Annotated in this window: 16 protein-coding genes; 1 reads left to right on the forward strand and 15 read right to left on the reverse strand. The window is 64.6% G+C overall.

Annotated features, from left to right (window positions below; genetic code table 11):
- Positions 1 to 166 precede the first annotated feature (166 nt).
- The 13 genes from WKC72_RS09385 to WKC72_RS09445 all read right to left on the reverse strand — a co-directional run bounded on the left by WKC72_RS09385 (position 167) and on the right by WKC72_RS09445 (position 13,728).
- Complete coding sequence (locus WKC72_RS09385) at positions 167 to 1,612, reverse strand: aldehyde dehydrogenase (RefSeq protein ID WP_009475484.1); 1,446 nt, start codon at positions 1,610 to 1,612, stop codon at positions 167 to 169.
- Positions 1,613 to 1,677: 65 nt separating this feature from the next.
- On the reverse strand, positions 1,678 to 2,715 hold the full coding sequence (locus WKC72_RS09390) for an ABC transporter ATP-binding protein (protein WP_112300202.1): 1,038 nt from the start codon (positions 2,713 to 2,715) through the stop codon (positions 1,678 to 1,680).
- 56 nt (positions 2,716 to 2,771) lie between these two features.
- On the reverse strand, positions 2,772 to 3,302 hold the full coding sequence (locus tag WKC72_RS09395) for a hypothetical protein (protein WP_370182380.1): 531 nt from the start codon (positions 3,300 to 3,302) through the stop codon (positions 2,772 to 2,774).
- Positions 3,299 to 3,880: a hypothetical protein gene (locus tag WKC72_RS09400; RefSeq protein ID WP_037231334.1), complete on the reverse strand. Its 582-nt coding sequence runs from the start codon at positions 3,878 to 3,880 to the stop codon at positions 3,299 to 3,301. The genes WKC72_RS09395 and WKC72_RS09400 overlap by 4 nt, the downstream gene beginning before the upstream one ends.
- Positions 3,856 to 5,334 (reverse strand): MCE family protein, encoded by a 1,479-nt coding sequence (locus tag WKC72_RS09405; RefSeq protein ID WP_370182381.1) that lies wholly within the window; start codon positions 5,332 to 5,334, stop codon positions 3,856 to 3,858. Before WKC72_RS09405 ends, WKC72_RS09400 begins: the two co-directional genes overlap by 25 nt.
- Positions 5,334 to 6,473: an MCE family protein gene (locus tag WKC72_RS09410; RefSeq protein ID WP_370182382.1), complete on the reverse strand. Its 1,140-nt coding sequence runs from the start codon at positions 6,471 to 6,473 to the stop codon at positions 5,334 to 5,336. Before WKC72_RS09410 ends, WKC72_RS09405 begins: the two co-directional genes overlap by 1 nt.
- Complete coding sequence (locus WKC72_RS09415) at positions 6,470 to 7,684, reverse strand: MCE family protein (protein ID WP_370182383.1); 1,215 nt, start codon at positions 7,682 to 7,684, stop codon at positions 6,470 to 6,472. Before WKC72_RS09415 ends, WKC72_RS09410 begins: the two co-directional genes overlap by 4 nt.
- The gene (locus tag WKC72_RS09420) at positions 7,684 to 8,685 is read right to left on the reverse strand and encodes an MCE family protein (RefSeq protein ID WP_037231341.1); all 1,002 of its coding nucleotides are present in this window, start codon (positions 8,683 to 8,685) and stop codon (positions 7,684 to 7,686) included. Before WKC72_RS09420 ends, WKC72_RS09415 begins: the two co-directional genes overlap by 1 nt.
- The gene (locus WKC72_RS09425) at positions 8,685 to 9,692 is read right to left on the reverse strand and encodes an MCE family protein (protein ID WP_370182384.1); all 1,008 of its coding nucleotides are present in this window, start codon (positions 9,690 to 9,692) and stop codon (positions 8,685 to 8,687) included. The genes WKC72_RS09420 and WKC72_RS09425 overlap by 1 nt, the downstream gene beginning before the upstream one ends.
- A complete protein-coding gene (locus WKC72_RS09430) occupies positions 9,692 to 10,855 on the reverse strand; it encodes an MCE family protein (protein WP_370182385.1) in 1,164 nt (387 codons plus the stop codon). The genes WKC72_RS09425 and WKC72_RS09430 overlap by 1 nt, the downstream gene beginning before the upstream one ends.
- A gap of 1 nt (position 10,856) precedes the next feature.
- Positions 10,857 to 11,642, reverse strand: a complete 786-nt coding sequence (locus tag WKC72_RS09435) for an ABC transporter permease (protein WP_237735154.1) — start codon at positions 11,640 to 11,642, stop codon at positions 10,857 to 10,859.
- A 132-nt stretch (positions 11,643 to 11,774) separates the two neighbouring features.
- Positions 11,775 to 12,569: an MlaE family ABC transporter permease gene (locus WKC72_RS09440; RefSeq protein WP_370182386.1), complete on the reverse strand. Its 795-nt coding sequence runs from the start codon at positions 12,567 to 12,569 to the stop codon at positions 11,775 to 11,777.
- 55 nt (positions 12,570 to 12,624) lie between these two features.
- Positions 12,625 to 13,728 carry an NAD(P)-dependent alcohol dehydrogenase gene (locus WKC72_RS09445; protein ID WP_280781277.1) on the reverse strand — a complete coding sequence of 368 codons (1,104 nt, stop codon included), beginning with the start codon at positions 13,726 to 13,728 and terminating at the stop codon, positions 12,625 to 12,627.
- 308 nt (positions 13,729 to 14,036) lie between these two features.
- Here WKC72_RS09445 and WKC72_RS09450 point away from each other — a divergent pair, with 308 nt between their 5' ends.
- Positions 14,037 to 15,395 carry an NlpC/P60 family protein gene (locus WKC72_RS09450; RefSeq protein WP_370184309.1) on the forward strand — a complete coding sequence of 453 codons (1,359 nt, stop codon included), beginning with the start codon at positions 14,037 to 14,039 and terminating at the stop codon, positions 15,393 to 15,395.
- A 34-nt stretch (positions 15,396 to 15,429) separates the two neighbouring features.
- On the opposite strand, the gene WKC72_RS09455 is transcribed toward WKC72_RS09450, so the two are convergent.
- Entirely contained in the window at positions 15,430 to 15,858 is a 429-nt protein-coding gene (locus WKC72_RS09455) for a DUF2834 domain-containing protein (protein WP_043779306.1), read from the reverse strand.
- Between the two features lies 1 nt (position 15,859).
- Entirely contained in the window at positions 15,860 to 16,177 is a 318-nt protein-coding gene (locus WKC72_RS09460; RefSeq protein ID WP_370182387.1) for a 2Fe-2S iron-sulfur cluster-binding protein, read from the reverse strand.
- Positions 16,178 to 16,229 lie beyond the last annotated feature (52 nt).

A 16,229-nucleotide genomic window follows, 5' to 3' on the forward strand; every position in this document is an offset into this window, starting at 1 on the left:
AGGAGACAGGCCGGAGTGATTGGTCTAACCATAATGTCGACCGGGGTGGGAAAAAGGTATGAAACGGACGTCTTCTCCTCCTCCGGGATGAGGGAAATACCCCGTCGGGATGAGTGCTCCGTGGAGGGTGCGGGTACGGCGCGTGTGCCGCACCCGCACCCGGGTGTCACAGGTAGATCGACTTCTGCACGAGGTAGGCGGAGAGTGCTTCCGGGCCCAATTCACGGCCGAGGCCGCTGGCTTTGACACCACCGAAGGGTGCCGTGGGATCGGGAAGGTAGCCGTTGATCCCGATCGTTCCCGTCTGGACGCGCCGGGCGACGGCGACCCCGTGGTCGTGATCGGCCGTGAAGACGGTGCCACCGAGCCCGAAGTCGCTGTCGTTCGCGATGCGGACCGCCTCCTCGTCGTCGCGGTACGAGATGATCGAGAGCACCGGGCCGAAGATCTCCTCCTGGGCGATGGTGTAGTTGTTGTCCACGTCAGCGAAGATGGTCGGCTCGACGAACCATCCCTTTTCGAGGCCCTCGGGGCGTCCGCCGCCGACTGTGATGCGGGCGCCGTCGCCCTTGCCCTTTGCGATGTAGGACTCCACGCGGTCGCGTTGCCGGGCGCTCGCCATGGGGCCGATCATCGTGGCGGGGTCGAGGGAACTTCCCACGGTCAGCGACCCGGCCAGAGCGCTGAACGTGTCGACCACTTCCTGGTAACGCGACTGCGGTGCGAGCACGCGGGTGCCGAGGTAGCAGACCTGCCCGTTGTTCAACATGGTCGCGCCGAACAACTGCTCCCCGACGGTGGCGAGATCCAGGTTCGCGTCGTCGAGGATGATGGCCGCCGACTTGCCACCCAGTTCCAGTGTGACCGGCCGGAGCAGGCGACCGCAGGCCTCGGCGATGTTGCGGCCGGCGGCAGACGACCCGGTGAACGCCACCTTGTCGATGCCGGGGTGCGAGACCAGGTACGCGCCCAGTTCGCGGCCGCCGGGAACGATGTTGATCACGCCGGCCGGAAGGTCCGCCTCTTCGATCGCCTCGGCGAGGACGTAGCTGTCGAGCACTGTTTCGGGGGACGGCTTGATGACGATCGTGCACCCGGCAGCGAGGGCCGGCGCATACTTGAATGCGGCGAGCGCCTGCGGGAAGTTCCACGGAACGATAGCGCCGACCACACCGATCGGGGCCTTGGTCACGAGGGTCGACCCGCCCAGCAGGCCCGGACGCGTTTCCTCGAATCCGTCGTTCTCGATCAGGCCCGCGTAATAGCGGAGCAGGATCTGAGGGAAGACCGCTTCCAGCTTCTCCGCGACGGCGACGGGCATGCCGTTCTGCGAGCTCACAGCCTGGACCATCTGGGGTGCGCGCTTGTCGAGCGCATCAGCGAGGCGCTTCAGTGCCGCCGCTCGCCGCGACGGCTCCCACTGCGACCAGCCGGTGGGATCGTCGAAGGCCTGGCGCGCCGCATCGACAGCGGCGTCCATATCGGCCTCGGCGCCGTCGGGGGCGTGACCGACGACCTGCTCGTCGTTGGGTGACACGACCGTGATCACGTCACTGGAAGTGGGCGCGTGCCACTCGCCTCCTATGAAGAATGCGTTGTTGTTCGTCGTCATGACGGGTTCCTCTCGTTGATCTGAGTTGTGTTGCTCTTCTTGCCGAGTCGTTCGCTGACGATGGATTACACGGATTCGAGGGGTTCCTCGTACAGCGGGAATTCCTCGGTGTCGTACGTCCCGAAGCCCTCCTCGAAGCTTTCCTGGATGGCGATCTGGGCGCTGTCGGGCAGGGTGTGCATGATCTCGCGGACGCGTTCCTGGCGGCGGGCGACCGCCTGCCGGAACGGCATTCCGGGCGTCGCCTTCATCTGTGGGACGATGCCCTCGACGTCGTCGACCCCGCCGGCGTGGTGGCCGGCGTCGACCATGGCCTGTTCGGCCGCCATGGTGGCCTCGTCCTTCTCCTCGGACATGCCGATCGGGCCGATCATGGTGCCGCCCAGGAACTGCTTGACCACCGGTTCGTCCGAGGTGAGCAGAACCTCTCGCGGGCCGAACATCACCAGTTTCCGGCGGAAGAGCATACCGATGTTGTCGGGAACCGTGCGGGCGAGATTGATGTTGTGCGAGACGATCAGGATCGTCGCGTCGATCTCGGCATTGATGTCGATCAGTGTCTGGGAGATGTAGGTGGTGCGGACAGGATCGAGACCGGAGTCGGGCTCGTCGACGAGGATGATCTGCGGGTCGAGGACCAGGGCGCGGGCGAGGCCGGCCCGTTTGCGCATACCACCCGAGATCTCCCCGGGCAGTTTGTCCTCCGCCCCGAGCAGACCGACGAGTTCCATCTTCTCCATCACGATCTTGCGCACGTCGGATTCGGACTTCTTCGTGTGCTCCCGCAACGGGAATGCCACGTTGTCGAACAGGTTCATCGACCCGAACAACGCACCGTCCTGGAACAGCACCCCGAACAACTTCCGGATCTCGTACAACTCCTTCGACGAGCACTCGAGAATGTTGGTGCCGTCGATCACGATCGACCCCTGCTCCGGACGGAGCAGACCGATCAGAGATTTCAGGAACACCGACTTACCCGTACCGGACGGCCCGAGCAACGCACTGACCTCACCGGCCGGAAGGGTCAGCGTGACGTCCTGCCAGATCTTCTGCGAGCCGAACGACTTGGTCAGACCTTCGACCGATACCTCGACACCCACGACTACCTCCTACTATTGCGAAAACATCGACTGATCCCCATGTTTCGGGGAACTGGTCAGACGGGGATCATTTCCGTCATGACCCACGTACCCTCCTGTTCGGTCATGCCGACGCGGACGCGGCTTCCGTCCAATTTCGGGGCGGCACTGTCGGTGCTGGTGGTCGACTGGTTGACGAAGAACAGCAGCGTCACTGCGTGTTCCGACGCGGAGACGACGGAGGATTCGACGACGGTCGCCGAGGTCACGACCTGGCGTTGTTTCGCCGACGGGATGATGACCTCCTTGCCGACGCTGTCGAACTGGCCGCGCAGGTCTCCGCCGAGACTGGGAAGGATGTCGGCGAAGTGGGCGTCGACGGTGTTGAAGTCGTAGGAGAGTACGTCGGCGACCAGTTGGGTGGCGCGGTCGCGCGCCTGCCCCTCCGCGGTGTCGATCTGGCGGCGATCGTGTACCTGGAGAGCGATGGCGACGGTCGCCGCGACGAGCCCACCGGCGAGGAGCACGGCGAGGTATCGGGTGGCCCGCCGCCGCGCGGAGGACCAGGATGCGACTGCTTCGGGTATCCGGGCGAGTGTGTTTCTCATGCTACGAACTCCACATCTGAGACGAGCCAGTTGCCGTCCACCGAATCGAGAGAGACCTTCATGCGATAGACGCGGATCTCGCCGTTGGGCGCCTCGGTGTTCTTCACTGTGGACGTCACGGCGGCGAGGACGACGGCATGCTCGTCGTCGGACGTGACCAGGCCGGCTTCCTTGACTTCGCCGGTCGACTCCACCTGGCCCTGGTTCAGCACGTCACCGAAGCTGCCGGACGCACTGGTGAACTGCTCCCGGAACGGCCCGGTGGTGCCGTCGGCGACGCGCTGAATGTCCTCGTCCACACTCTGATGCCTCAGCGTGACCAGATTGACGACCACTTGGCGGGCCGTCTCCAGTATCTGCTCGTCTCGTGACTGTGCTGCTTGCTCCGCTCGCAGGTTCGTCCACGAGACGCCGCCGACGACAAGGGCGGCGAGGGCGACGAGTGCGATTGCCGCCATCGTCGCGATGAACCCTCGGGTACTTTGACGCACCTCGGAGTCGGCTGTCGCGGCCGTGGCATCGTTTCCGGTGTGATCGAGGTCCGGTTCGACCTCTACCGGAGCAGTAGTGCCTGCCATGTCAATTCCTCCTCTAGCTTTGGTGCAGAAACGCTGGCGATCGAATACAGATCGCCGTTCGGTGCCCGGAAGTTCCCGGTGATCGGGTCATACGGGACGCTGGTGGTGCCGTCGGGAACAATCGCCTGCGGGGGCGTCCACGAAGCCGGCGCGACGGTCAGGGGTTCGGGAACTTCGGGAGCCGGCCGGCTCGCGATCGGTCCCGTGTCCGGTGCGCCGGTGTCGGTCGACGGGGGCGAATACGGTTGTCCGGGCCGTGCCAGCATTTCCGGCCAGGTGGACGGCAGGCCGCCGGGGCAGTTCGCGATCTCGGCGGTGCGCACCGCGGGATTCGTCGCGCACGGGATGTTCCGTGCGCCACGTGCGACCCGCGGATCTGCCTGCGGGAGCTTGCAGTAGGAATTTTCCGGAGCCGGAGCCGAGCTGACGTCGCTCGGGTCGCGGCGCTGCGTTTCCTGGTAACCCTCGGTGCAGGGGAGCGGGTTCGCGGAGTTGCCGAGTTTGACGTCCAGGGCGCCCTGGCCGTACACCCGGTCGTCAGTTTGGACTCCGCGGTGCATGTAGTTGATCGACGCGGACACCGCCGGATAGATCACCAGGATCTGCTGTATCCCGGGGATGTTGACCCGTGCCACCTCACCCACGGTCTGGAGATTCGCCAGCAGCAGCGGAACGGTGGGGCGGACGTCGTCGAGGGTGCCGCTGACCGTGTCGAAGAACTGGGAACCGTTGTCGAGGACACCGCGAACCTGCGCGTCGCTCATCACCAACTGCTCGGAGAACGAGGACAGATCACGGGAGAAGCTCGCGATGTCGGCGCGGGAGTCGGCACCGGCCTCGAGGACGGGTTCGGCGTCATCGAGCAGTGTTCTGGTGGAACCGATCTTGGCCTGCGCGAGTTCAATCAGCGGGCGCGAGGAGTCGATGAGCCGCGACAGGGCCGGTCCCGCCCCGTTGAAGGCGGTGTAGGCCTCGTCGACCGTGACCCGGAGATCGTCCTTGGGCAGCTCCGACAGGAGCACGTTCACCTTGTCGACTACCTCGGAGGCGGGCACCGGGATCTCGGTGTTCTGCTCGGTGATCACGTCACCGTCCTCGAGGAAGGGGCCCTCCGAGGACGCCGGAACGATGTCCAGATACTGCTCACCGATGGCCGAGACGCTGCGGACGAATGCCTGGCTGTTCGCCGGAACAGCGAAGTCCGAATCGAGCTGCAGTTCCGCGGCCGCCCGATCGGGGCGGACGTCGATCGACTTCACGACGCCGACGCCGCGATACGTCACCAGTGAGTTCACATAGAGTCCTCCGGCGCGGTCGAACTCCGCCGTGATCGTGTACATGCCGATCCCGGTGACCCTCTTCAGCCCGAGATAGTTGACCGCAGCGTTGCCGACCGCGAGAACTGCCACCACGCTGAAGACGATGAGCTGGAAGCGAACGAGTTTCGATCTCATCAGCGCGGTGCTCCGTTCTTCGGTGCGGACGTTGCGGGTCCGCCGGATGTCGTTGCACCGGTGGGTGCCAACAGCGGATTCACCGCTTGGCGAGCCGGGTTCAGTCCCGCCAACTCGTCGAGGGGAATGCTGCCGAGAACCTTGCCGCCTACCGTCTCGGCGCTGACGTCGAGCGTGAGGAAGAGATTCATGTAGTCACCCTTGATGGCGCGCTGAGTGGTGGTCACCGGGAACGGGACCGTCGCCGCGATCTTCAGTGCTTCCGGAAGGTGATCGCCGGCCGCGGCGAGCTGCGAGAGCACCGGCTGCAGCGACCGCAGATTCGCGTCGAGATCCTCGCGGCTGCTCTCGAGTATCTCGGTGGCGATCTCGCCGAACCGCCCCACGTCGTTCAGCATCGTCGTGAGTTGCTTCTGCTGCTCGTCCAGGATCTGCATCGCCGGCTGGATCGAGGTGATGCCTCGGTCGATCGTCTGATTCTGGCTGGCGAGTTCCGCGCCCAGGCGGTCGAGCCCGTCGATCGCGCGGACGATGTCGTCGCGCTGTCGGTCGACACCGCCAACGAATTCTTCGAGGTTGCCGAAGAGGCTGCGCAACGATTCCTCGCGGCCACCCAGAACACGATTGAGTTCGGAGGTCACGGTGCGGATCTGTTGCAAACCACTTCCGTTGAGTACGAGGGCCAGCGCAGAGAGCACCTCCTCCGTGGACGGGTACTGACTGGTGCGGTCGAGGGGGATCACGTCGCCGTCGGCGAGTGCGCCGACCGCCTCGACACCGGGCGGCACCGTCAGCTCGAGGTACTGGGAGCCGAGCACGCTGGTTTGCGCGAGCTTGGCGCTGACGTTCGCCGGGATCTCCGCCTCGGGATCGATTTCGAGTATCAGTTTGGCGCCCCAGTTGTCACCCGTGATGTGGCTGATGTTCCCGACGATGACGTTGTTGGCCTTCACCGGCGAGTTGCCCACCAGATTCTGGATGTCCGCCAGTTCGACCGTCACCTCGTGTGCGTCACCTCCGACTACGTTGCCGGGCAGTCCGATCGAATTGATTCCGTCGAATCGGCACCCGGCCGCCGCGGCCACGACGCCGACGAGCATGGTCGCGGTGAGCGCCGACCTCCGAATTGAGTTCGTCATCGTGGTCCCTCCGGAAGAATGAGATTCTGGAGACTCTGGGTGATGGAGGCGACGGGATCACTCGGGCCGGGGGATCGCGGCGCGCCTGCCGGTGGAGTCCGATTGTCTACGGGTGCCGACGTTGCCTGTTGCACGGCAGCATTGGCCAGAGGTGCGGCGAAAGCTCCTGCAGCAGTCGCGCATTCATTCGCGGGTGCGTCGACCGTGGTCAAGAGCGCGCAGATGAGCGAGCGCGGGTCCGGCATCTCGGGCACGGCGAGGGCGCCCGTGAGTGAGTTGGCGTCGGGATCGTAGATGTTGTAGAAGTCCGACAGCGCCGTCGGTCCGGCGTGCAGGATCGACATCAGGGTGTCCTGCCGGTCGACGAGCAACCGGGAGATGGTTTCGAGCTGCCCGGTATTCTCGACCAGTGCCCCACGGTTGTCTTCGACGAACTTCGTGACTTCCTGGAACGTGGTCAGCATGCTGCTGAGCAGTGCGTCGAGTTCGGTCCGGTTGGCGTTGAGCAGCCCCGACACGTTGGCCAATTCACCGCTGAACGCCCGGATCTGCTGGTCGCTGGCAGCGAGGGCGGTGGTGAACTTCTGCAGGTTCTCGACGGTGCCGAACAGATCCTCGCCGCTCGCGTTCAGTGTGGTGGCGGCGTCGGAAAGGTGGGTGAGGGAATCGTGCAGTGCGGTACCCGTTCCGTCCAGGGTGTGGGCGGTGCTGCTCACGAAGCGATTGAGGGAACCGTCCGGGTGCTCCGGGGTGCGGCCCGCATCCTCGCTGAGTTTGACCACCTGCTTCTTGATCTCGTCGAACTCGACCGGTACGGCGGTCCGGTCGAGGGGGATCTCGTCACCGTCCGACAGGGTCGGTCCACCCGAGTACGCCGGCGCGAGCTGAATGTAGCGGCCGGTCACCAGGGTCGGGGCGACGACCGCCGCCTTCGCGGTGGCGGGGACGTCGTACTCGTTGTCGTACTCGAACTCCACCCGGACGCGTTCGCCGTCCGGTTCGATCGTCGTGATGCGGCCGACCTCGACGCCGAGAACCATCACCCGGTCTCCGACGTACATGCCGGTGGTGTTCCGGAAGTAGGCCGTGACGTGGTTGACGGAGTGGTTTTCGATCCAGGCGGCCGTCAGCAACCCGACGAGGGCCACGGCGATCATCACGGCGAACAGCCTTGCCTGCAGTTCCCGTGCCATTTCGCGTACCGATGCCATCAGCGCGGCCCCCCGAAACTTCCCGGAAGCTGCCCGGACAGATTGGCCGGGACGATGTTGTGCAGCAGCACCCCGAAGAACGGTCCGCTGCCCACCGCCTCACCGACCTGCCTCGCGAACCGTTCGAGGCCGGTGAGCGATGCGTTGATGTTGTCGTAATTGCTGTTCAATGTGGCCACCAGAGTCTTCATCTGATCGAGAGTGGGTCCGAGTGTTGCCGCGTTGTCGCGGGACAGCCCGGTGAGCGCGTCGGCCACCTGACGGGACTGCACGAGGACGCGATGGATGGTGTCCGCCCGGTTGTTCAGCGCGGCGAAGAGCGACTGGCCTTGGCCGAACAGCGCGGAAACCTGGCCGTCCCGATCCGCGAGGATCTTGGACACATCGGCCGCACCCGCGAGCAACCGACGCAGTTCCTCGTCCCGGCTCGATACCGTCGCGGACAGGCGGGACAGGCCGTCGAGAGAGGACCGCAGGTCCGGCGGAAGCTCGTCTTCGACCGAAGAGACCTGCTCGAGTGCGCCGGACAGGTTGACGGTGTCGGTCTCGGACACCTTGTCGGTGACTTCCTCGAGCGCCCGCGTGATGTCGTATCCCGAGCTGGTCTGTGCCAGGGGGATGGTCGCGTTGTCGGCGAGTTCGCCGTGACGCCCGGGAGTGATCTCCACGTACCGCCGACCGAGAGCAGTTTCAACCTTGATCGCTGCCGTGGTGTCGTCACCGAGCCCGACCGCGCCACTGTCGACGTCGAACTCGACGTCGACCTTTCCGTCGCTGATCGAAAGCTTCTTCACCTCACCGACTTTCACTCCGGCAATTTGTGTCGTGTCACCGACGGCGAGGCCGCTGGCATCAGCGAACTCGGCATGGTAGGTGGTGGCCCCGCTGATACCGGGGATGGACTTGAAGTTGAGCGCAAGGAACAGGACCCCGATCAGGACCGCTGTTCCGATCAGGCCCATGCGGAACGCATCCCGCTCGAGGAAGGATTTCTGAGCCATTACTGGCACCTTTCTGCGGGAGCCTTGAACATCGGTGTGACTCCGCCGGGACCGGGCCCGGACGCGTACTTGATCGCGAGACCACAGACGAAGAAGTTCACGAAACTGCCGTAGCCCGCGACGCGGCTGATGAGGCGGTAGTTCTCGGGCAATGTGGAGAGCACCATGTTCAGGGTGTCGGTGTTGGCGTTGAGGTTGCCCGCGAGATCACCCAATGCGACGACGTCCTGCGCGATCGCCGGCCGGTTCTGGTCGAGCACACTCGAGAGACTGTCGGTGACGTGGTCGATGTTCACCAGGGAGTTGGTGATCAGATCACGGTCACCGTCGATGCCCGCGACCAGCCGCTGAAGCTGATCGATGAGCGTCGAAAACTGGTCACCGCGATCGTTCACGGTCCCGACGACGGTGTTGAAGTTGCTCACCACTTGACCGATCGCCTGATCCCGGTCCGCCAGCGTGTTGCTCAAGGACCCGATCTGACTCACCAGACGCCCGATGCTCGCCTCCTGGCCGTTGAGTACCTCGATCAGGGAGGCGGACAGTTGATTGGTCTGATCCGGGTCGAGCCCCTGCAGGAGGGGCCGGAACCCGTTGACCACCTGGTCGAGGTCGAGTGCCGGGGTGGTCTGCTGGAGTGGAATCGGGCCGTCGAGCGCACCGATGGCACCCGGTCCGTTCGACAACTCCACGTAACGGTCACCGATCAGGTTCTTGTACTTGATCCGTGCCGTGGTCCCCTCCGTCAGAGGGCGCTCGGTGGACAGGGAGAACGACACCACCGCGGTGCCGTCCGCTGCCAACTCCACCCCTTTCACCTTGCCCATCGGCACACCGCCGACCTTGACGTCCTCGCCGTTGCCCAGTCCGGACGCGTTGGCGAAGACGGCCTGATACGTGTTGGTGCTGCCGAAGCGCATGTTGCCCACCACCGTCGCCACACCGAATCCGGTCAACGAGGTGACCAGGACGAAGATCAGCAACTTGATTCCGGGTGCCTTGGTCATCAGCGCCCACCTCCGAACATGAACTGCGCGAACGGATTGCCGATCAGGTCTTCGACACCACGCGCGGGCTGATATGCCTTGCTGCCGTCGTCGAAATCGGTGTGCCCGGGTGCCTGCGCGAGGTCGTAACACCGCGGTGCGCCGTCCGCACCGTTCTTCGGCGCGTTCTCCGGGTACGTATACGGCGGATCGCCCATCAACAGGGTGCCGAGGATGTTCAGCCCGGCCTGATCACTACCACCGACGGTGCGTTCGAGATATTTGTTGGTCTGGTCCATGCTCGCGAGGAAGCACGGATACATCGGCGCATTCTGCGCGAGCAGTGCCGTAGTCGGTTCCAGCGCATCCAACGACTTCTCCAACGGGTCACCGGAGGCCTCGAAGAAACTTCGTCCGCTGTTGCCGAAGCTGCTGAAACTGAGCAGGAACGCGCTGAACTGGTCCTCCTTCTCGGTCACCGTGTCACCGGTGGTGCTGACATGGTCGACGGTCCGAAGGAGGTCCGGAGCGGCGTCGGCGAGGACCTCGGAGACCTCGGCACCCTTGACCAGATCGCGCTGCAACGTGGGAAGACTGCCGTTGAACTCGGACAGGTACGTGTCGAGCTCGACCATCATGTCACCGAGTTGGTCGCCGCGGCCCTGCAGCGACGTGGACAACGCACTCAACGTCGCGTTGACCTTCTGTGGTTCCACGGTGCGCAGCACCGTCACCAGCGAGTCGAGGAGGTCGTTCACCTCGGTGGCCACGCCGGTGCCCCGGACTACCGAGCCCGCCGACACAGTGGTCGCCGAGGGATGTTCCGGCTGCACGAGTGTGACGAACTTGCGGCCGAACAACGTGGTCGGATCGATCACGGCAGTGATGTTCTCCGGTATCGCCGACGTCCGGCTCTCGTCGATGTCCATGGTGATCTGGGCCTGGTCGTCCACCAGCTGCACCTTCGAGACCCGGCCGACGACGACGTCTCTCATCTTGATATCGGATCCGGGTTCGAGCATGAGACCCGACCGCGCCGAATACAACGTCACCGGGACGGTCGAGGCGAACGATCCGCGATAGACGCCGACGGATACCGCCGTCGCGATCGCGAACAGCGTCACCAGACACACACCCAGGAGCACATACACCAGGCGGCTTCGCTCTTCGATATGGCCACCCATGTCAGCCCGCCACTTTCACGGCGCCGGCGGAGCCACCGTAGACGGCGATTCCGATGAGCAGGTCGATGACCATGATCGCGATCAAGGAGGTGCGCACGGCCCGCCCGACCGCGACGCCGACTCCCGCCGGCCCGCCCTTCGCGTTGTAACCGTGGTAGCAGTGCACACACATCACCACCACCGACATCGCGAGGACCTTCACCATCGACCACGCGACGTCGCTGGGCACGAGGAATACGTTGAAGTAGTGCTGGTACGTTCCGCTCGCCTCGCCGAGGTATTCGGTGACGAGCTGGGTGGCGACGTATCCGACGAACAACGCCACCGCATACAGCGGAATCACCGCGATGATCCCGGCCATCACCCGGGTCGTCACCAGGTAGGGGAGCGACGGAATGGACATGGTCTCCATGGCATCGATCTCCTCGCTCACGCGCATCGCGCCGAGTTGTGCGGTGAAACCCGCACCGACCGTCGCCGTCAGCGCAATACCTGCGATGACCGGAATGGCCTCCCGGGTATTGAAGAATGCCGAGATGAATCCGGACAGCGCGCCGATCCCGATGCGCCCCATCGAGGTAGCACCCTGCTGGCCCACTTCGTATCCGACGGCGGTGGTGAGCAGGGAGATGACGACGAGAGTTCCTCCGATGACCGCGAGGGCGCCGGTGCCCATGCTGACCTCGGCGAGTAGCCGGAGCGTTTCCTTCCGGTACCGCCGGAAAGTGCGTGGAATCGCGGTGACGGCATGGCTGTAGAAGTGGAGCTGTCGCCCCATCTCCTCCATGTGGCCGATCGGTGCATCGACCACGCTGAGCGCGACCTTGGCAACCCTGGGTCTCGCGCCGGTGGCCCGAGTAGCTTTCGACACAGAATTCTCCCGTTGACAGCCGTCTTCGCGGCTTGAGGTGGAGCGCTGTCAGTGCAGCGCGAGAGTCGTGATAACCGAGTTGGCGAGGAAAAGCAGCAGAAAGCTGAACACGACGGTCTGGTTCACTGCGTCTCCGACGCCCTTGGGTCCGCCCTTCGCGTTGAGTCCCAAATGGCACGCGACGAGGCCTGCTAGCAGGCCGAACACCGCCGCCCTCACCTCGCTGACGAGGAAGTCGGGCAGTTTGGTCAGGATCGAGATCGCCGTGACGTACTGGCCCGGCGACGCACCCTGCATGTAGACGGTCGCGATATATCCGCCCACCAGGCCGACCGCCGAAACGAGGCCGTTCAGGAACATCCCGATCAAAGTCGACGCCAGCACCCTCGGCACAACCAGGCGTTGAATCGGATCGATCCCCAGCACCTTCATCGCGTCGATCTCTTCACGAATCGTCCGTGAACCCAGGTCGGCGCAGATCGCGGTCGAGCCGGCACCTGCCACGACGAGAACCGTGACAACCGGGCCGATTTCCCGAATGATCGCGACGCCGGCGCCGGCGCCACTGAGGTCGACCGCACCGATCTCGGCCAGCAGGATGTTGATCTGATAGACGAACATCATGCAGAAGGGAATCGCCATCAGCAGCGCCGGCATGATCGACACACCGGCGATGAACCACGCCTGCTGAACGAACTCGCGAGCGTGGAAGGGGCGCTTGAACATGCATCGGAACGTCTCCATCGACGTCGCGTAGAACGCGCCGACCGCCGTCGGCGCGACCTGGACGGCCTTCCGGACAGCACTCGCCTTCGGCGGGCGTGCTTTCAGATCTACAGACATCGACCAGCCTTTCTCACTGTTTCCGGAGCATCCGACGGGCAAACAGGGTTGGTCATCACTCGTGGACGAGGACGACCTTCACCGCCTCACCTCGATGTTGCACGGCCACAGCCTCGTTGATCTGGGAGAAAGGCATCGTCGTGATCAACTTGTCGAACGGGAACTTGCCCTGACGGTGGAGATCGAGAAGGTGAGGAATGAACGTGTCGGGGTCGGCATCTCCCTCGACGATCCCGCGAATCGTGTGACCGAACAGCTGCGTCGGCATCATGCCGATCGGGAGTGTGGCGGTCGGGTCGGCGGGGACCCCGATGAGGCCGAGGGAGCCCCGGACACCCAGTGCCTGCAAGATCTGGTCCAGCACGGGAAGTAGGGCGGTCGTATCGATGGCATAGTCGGCGCCGTCGGGAACGATTGCCCGGATCTGCTCGGAGAGTGCACCGTTGGCCGGATCGACCACGTGGGTAGCGCCGAGGGAGAGCGCGAGCTCGCGCCGCGACTCGTGAGGCTCGACGACGATGATCGTGCCGACCTCGCGGACCACGGCAGCGAGCACTGCCGCCAGGCCGACCGAACCGGCTCCGACGACGACCAGTGACGACCCCGGAGCGACGTCGAGCGAGTTCAACACCGCGCCCGCGCCGGTCTGGATTCCACAGCCGAGCGGACCGACGAGTTCGAGAGGGGCGTCGTCCGCGACCTTCACGACATTGCGCTCGTGAGCGATGGCATGTGTCGCGAGGGAGGACTGGCCGAAGAAGTTGCCGCCGAGCGTGGTGTCTCCCGAGGTGAGTGCCGAACTGCCGTCCGGGCGCCCGCCCCCGAAGTTGAATGCCATGAAATTGTGGCAGTAGGCAGGCTCGCCCTTGCCACAGTGGGCGCACTGGCCACAACTGTTGAAGCTGATGGCGACCCTGTCGCCCTCAGCAACCTTGGTGACCCCCGATCCGACTCCCACGACCGTGCCGCTGCCTTCGTGGCCGACGACGCCCGGGAGGGGGAACGGGAGATGCCCCTCTTTGACGGCCAGGTCGGTGTGGCAGAGACCGACGCCGGCGATCTCGACGAGGACTTCGTGTTCCGTGGGTTCGCTCAGAGACACGGTCTCGATGGCGAAGTCTCCCGAGACTTCGTTGATTACGGCGGCGCTGATCTGCACGATTGCTCCTAGATTCAGGTTGTTTCGGCGTTCACCCGTAGGCGGGCATCACTTCCGTACGGGTGATGTTAGGTAGGTCACAAGGGTGAAAAACAGGGGTGAAGGGCAAGTTCGCTCCAATCTCCCCCTTCACCCCCCCCGGTGGGGGGAGGTGGGAAATCGGGGCCACATCGTGGGATGGCCGACCGTCGCTCCGATGAAGTACCCGAACCACCCTCTGGTGCGACGCGGTGACGAAGGCGAGCGCGAGAGACTCAAGTCACATCTCAGGGGTTTTTTGGCCTGGCTCACACTTCAGGAGGAAGCGAATGTCTGTTGATCCTTCGGCGATCATCGTCGGGGTAGCCGCGGCAATCGGGGGCATCGTGCATGGAACGGATCTGCCAGAGCCCGCGCATGGCATTGCGACGCAACAGGTTCAGTCGATCGTAGAGGCCGCACCGGGGTTCGACGCGCAGATCGACCAGGCCATTGCGAATCTGCCCCCAGAAGTTCAGGACCCGGCTCGTCGAGCTGTCGACGCCGCGGCCGTTGCCGTTGCGGACGCGGTAGCACCATATCTACCTCCCGCGCCGGTGCCGGCACCCCCGCAGGATCCGTTGCCTCCCAGAGATCCCCGACCTGAGGGCAACGTGAGTCCCCAGTCCTCCGGGCCGGTCGCTACGGAGCCGTATTCCCCGTCATGGTGGCCGTCACCGACGGCGAACGATGCACTTGCGCAGGGAGAGAGTGATGGTGTGCTGTCGCAATGGGTGCCGTCGGTGCTCGATCCCTCCGCAGCGACGTCGTCGGCTATCGGTTCGATCGCCGTGTTCGTTCCGTGGTTCCAGAAGGCGGGCGCCATCTGCGACGGCGTGAAGGCGCCCGTTCTTGCCGCGCTGTACTCCGCGGAGAACGGTTTTCGCTATGGTGTCACTGCTCCGGTGTCGCCGTCCGGCGCTCGCGGTCCGGGCCAGTTCATGCCGGCCACCTGGGCAAGGTACGGCAAGGACGCCGACGGCGACGGGAAGGCCGACATCCTCGACGTCGCAGACTCGGTGATGGCCTCGGGCCACCTTCTCTGCGACATGTACGAGCAGATCGAGCAGTGGAAATCGCAGGGAGAGGTGGTCGGCGACACGCTCGACCTCACGATCGCGGGGTACAACGCGGGCGTCGGCGCCGTTCGACTGCATCGCGGTATGCCCTCGGGTGAAGCAGATTACGAGAACCAGACGAAGCCCTACGTTGCGAAGATCCGCGCTTCCGAGTCGCGATATGCCTCGCTTCTCGGGATCTTCGGAGGCGGGGCGGACGGCATCGGCGGCAAGATCGTCGAAGCCGCCGTCCGGTATCTCGGTCTCCCGTACGTGTGGGGCGGCGGTAACGTGAATGGCCCTTCGGCAGGCGGGTTCGACTGCTCCGGTCTGACGTCCTATGCCGTCCACGCGGCCACGTCCGGGTTTTCCCTTCCCCGCACCTCCGAGACGCAGTGGAATGTCGGTGTGGAGGTTCCGCTCGCGGATGCGATGCCGGGAGATCTGCTGTTTGGGAACTGGGGCCCGGCGGGCCCCGGGCATGTCGCGATCTACGTCGGGAACGGGCAGATGGTCCACGCCCCGACGACCGGCGACGTGGTTCGCGTCGCACCGGTCTTCGAGGGGATGAAGGCTCGTCGGGTGGTGTGAACGGCACTTCGCGTGTTGTGTACCTGCCGGCCGGCTACATGCTTTGCGCGGCGCTGGATTCGCGGCCGTCCGACGGCGGCACCGGTTGTCCGGGAGCGCGGCTCGCCAGGAACCGCTCACGAACAATGAGATAGAACGGAAAGGCCATCGACACGCCGATGTAGGACAGCAGAACGAAGACCACGCCCCATTTGCGGCCCATCCCGATCCGCACGGTGTCGGTGAGAACCCATACGATGAAGACCGCCCACGCGATCAACATGTCGATGCTCAGGAAGGCCGCCGTGCCGCCCGGTTCGATGCCGTCACCGAAGAACTCGACCGGGTTCAAGATGTTGCCGCCGTCGCCGATCCAGTCGAACGCGAACGGCCACGTCAGGAGTAGCGCCGCGATCCCGGCGACGAGGTAGCAGGCATGCCGGACGTTCATCGCCGTGCTGCGGTGTAGTTGCGTCGTCACCATGTCACCTGCTGTCTGCGACTCGGACGTGGATCTCGGCATCGCAGTCACCGACGACGAGCTGGCAGGACAAGCGGGAATCGTCGTCCGCCGCATCCAGATATGCGATCAGGTCCGTCTCCTCGTCGGTTGGTTCGGCGAAGAAGTGGGTGTACTCCTTCGGGAGATGAACGTGGCAGGTCGCGCACGCGCAACTGCCGGCCCATTCGGCAACGATGCCGGGGAGATTGTTTCGGAGCGACGCATTCATGAGCGTCTCGCCGAGTTGGACGTCGACCTGCTCGGTCGTCCCGTCGGGCAGATGGTAGGTAACTTTCGTCATGATGTGGTGGCGCTTTCTCGCGGGAAGGCGTTGCGCCGAAGCGGTTCTCGCC

The sequence above is a fragment of the Rhodococcus wratislaviensis genome, assembly GCF_041228765.1.
Classification (GTDB): domain Bacteria; phylum Actinomycetota; class Actinomycetes; order Mycobacteriales; family Mycobacteriaceae; genus Rhodococcus_F; species Rhodococcus_F wratislaviensis.

Bases quoted from the DNA above. Each gene is read 5' to 3' on its own strand.
- WKC72_RS09425 (WP_370182384.1), bottom strand. From the start codon at position 9,692: ATGACCAAGGCACCCGGAATCAAGTTGCTGATCTTCGTCCTGGTCACC.
- WKC72_RS09460 (WP_370182387.1), bottom strand. From the start codon at position 16,177: ATGACGAAAGTTACCTACCATCTGCCCGACGGGACGACCGAGCAGGTC.
- WKC72_RS09395 (WP_370182380.1), bottom strand. From the start codon at position 3,302: ATGAGAAACACACTCGCCCGGATACCCGAAGCAGTCGCATCCTGGTCC.
- WKC72_RS09440 (WP_370182386.1), bottom strand. From the start codon at position 12,569: ATGTCTGTAGATCTGAAAGCACGCCCGCCGAAGGCGAGTGCTGTCCGG.
- WKC72_RS09420 (WP_037231341.1), bottom strand. From the start codon at position 8,685: ATGGCTCAGAAATCCTTCCTCGAGCGGGATGCGTTCCGCATGGGCCTG.
- WKC72_RS09455 (WP_043779306.1), bottom strand. From the start codon at position 15,858: ATGGTGACGACGCAACTACACCGCAGCACGGCGATGAACGTCCGGCAT.
- WKC72_RS09450 (WP_370184309.1), top strand. From the start codon at position 14,037: ATGTCTGTTGATCCTTCGGCGATCATCGTCGGGGTAGCCGCGGCAATC.
- WKC72_RS09405 (WP_370182381.1), bottom strand. From the start codon at position 5,334: ATGAGATCGAAACTCGTTCGCTTCCAGCTCATCGTCTTCAGCGTGGTG.
- WKC72_RS09415 (WP_370182383.1), bottom strand. From the start codon at position 7,684: ATGGCATCGGTACGCGAAATGGCACGGGAACTGCAGGCAAGGCTGTTC.
- WKC72_RS09410 (WP_370182382.1), bottom strand. From the start codon at position 6,473: ATGACGAACTCAATTCGGAGGTCGGCGCTCACCGCGACCATGCTCGTC.
- WKC72_RS09385 (WP_009475484.1), bottom strand. From the start codon at position 1,612: ATGACGACGAACAACAACGCATTCTTCATAGGAGGCGAGTGGCACGCG.
- WKC72_RS09430 (WP_370182385.1), bottom strand. From the start codon at position 10,855: ATGGGTGGCCATATCGAAGAGCGAAGCCGCCTGGTGTATGTGCTCCTG.
- WKC72_RS09400 (WP_037231334.1), bottom strand. From the start codon at position 3,880: ATGGCAGGCACTACTGCTCCGGTAGAGGTCGAACCGGACCTCGATCAC.
- WKC72_RS09435 (WP_237735154.1), bottom strand. From the start codon at position 11,642: ATGGAGGAGATGGGGCGACAGCTCCACTTCTACAGCCATGCCGTCACC.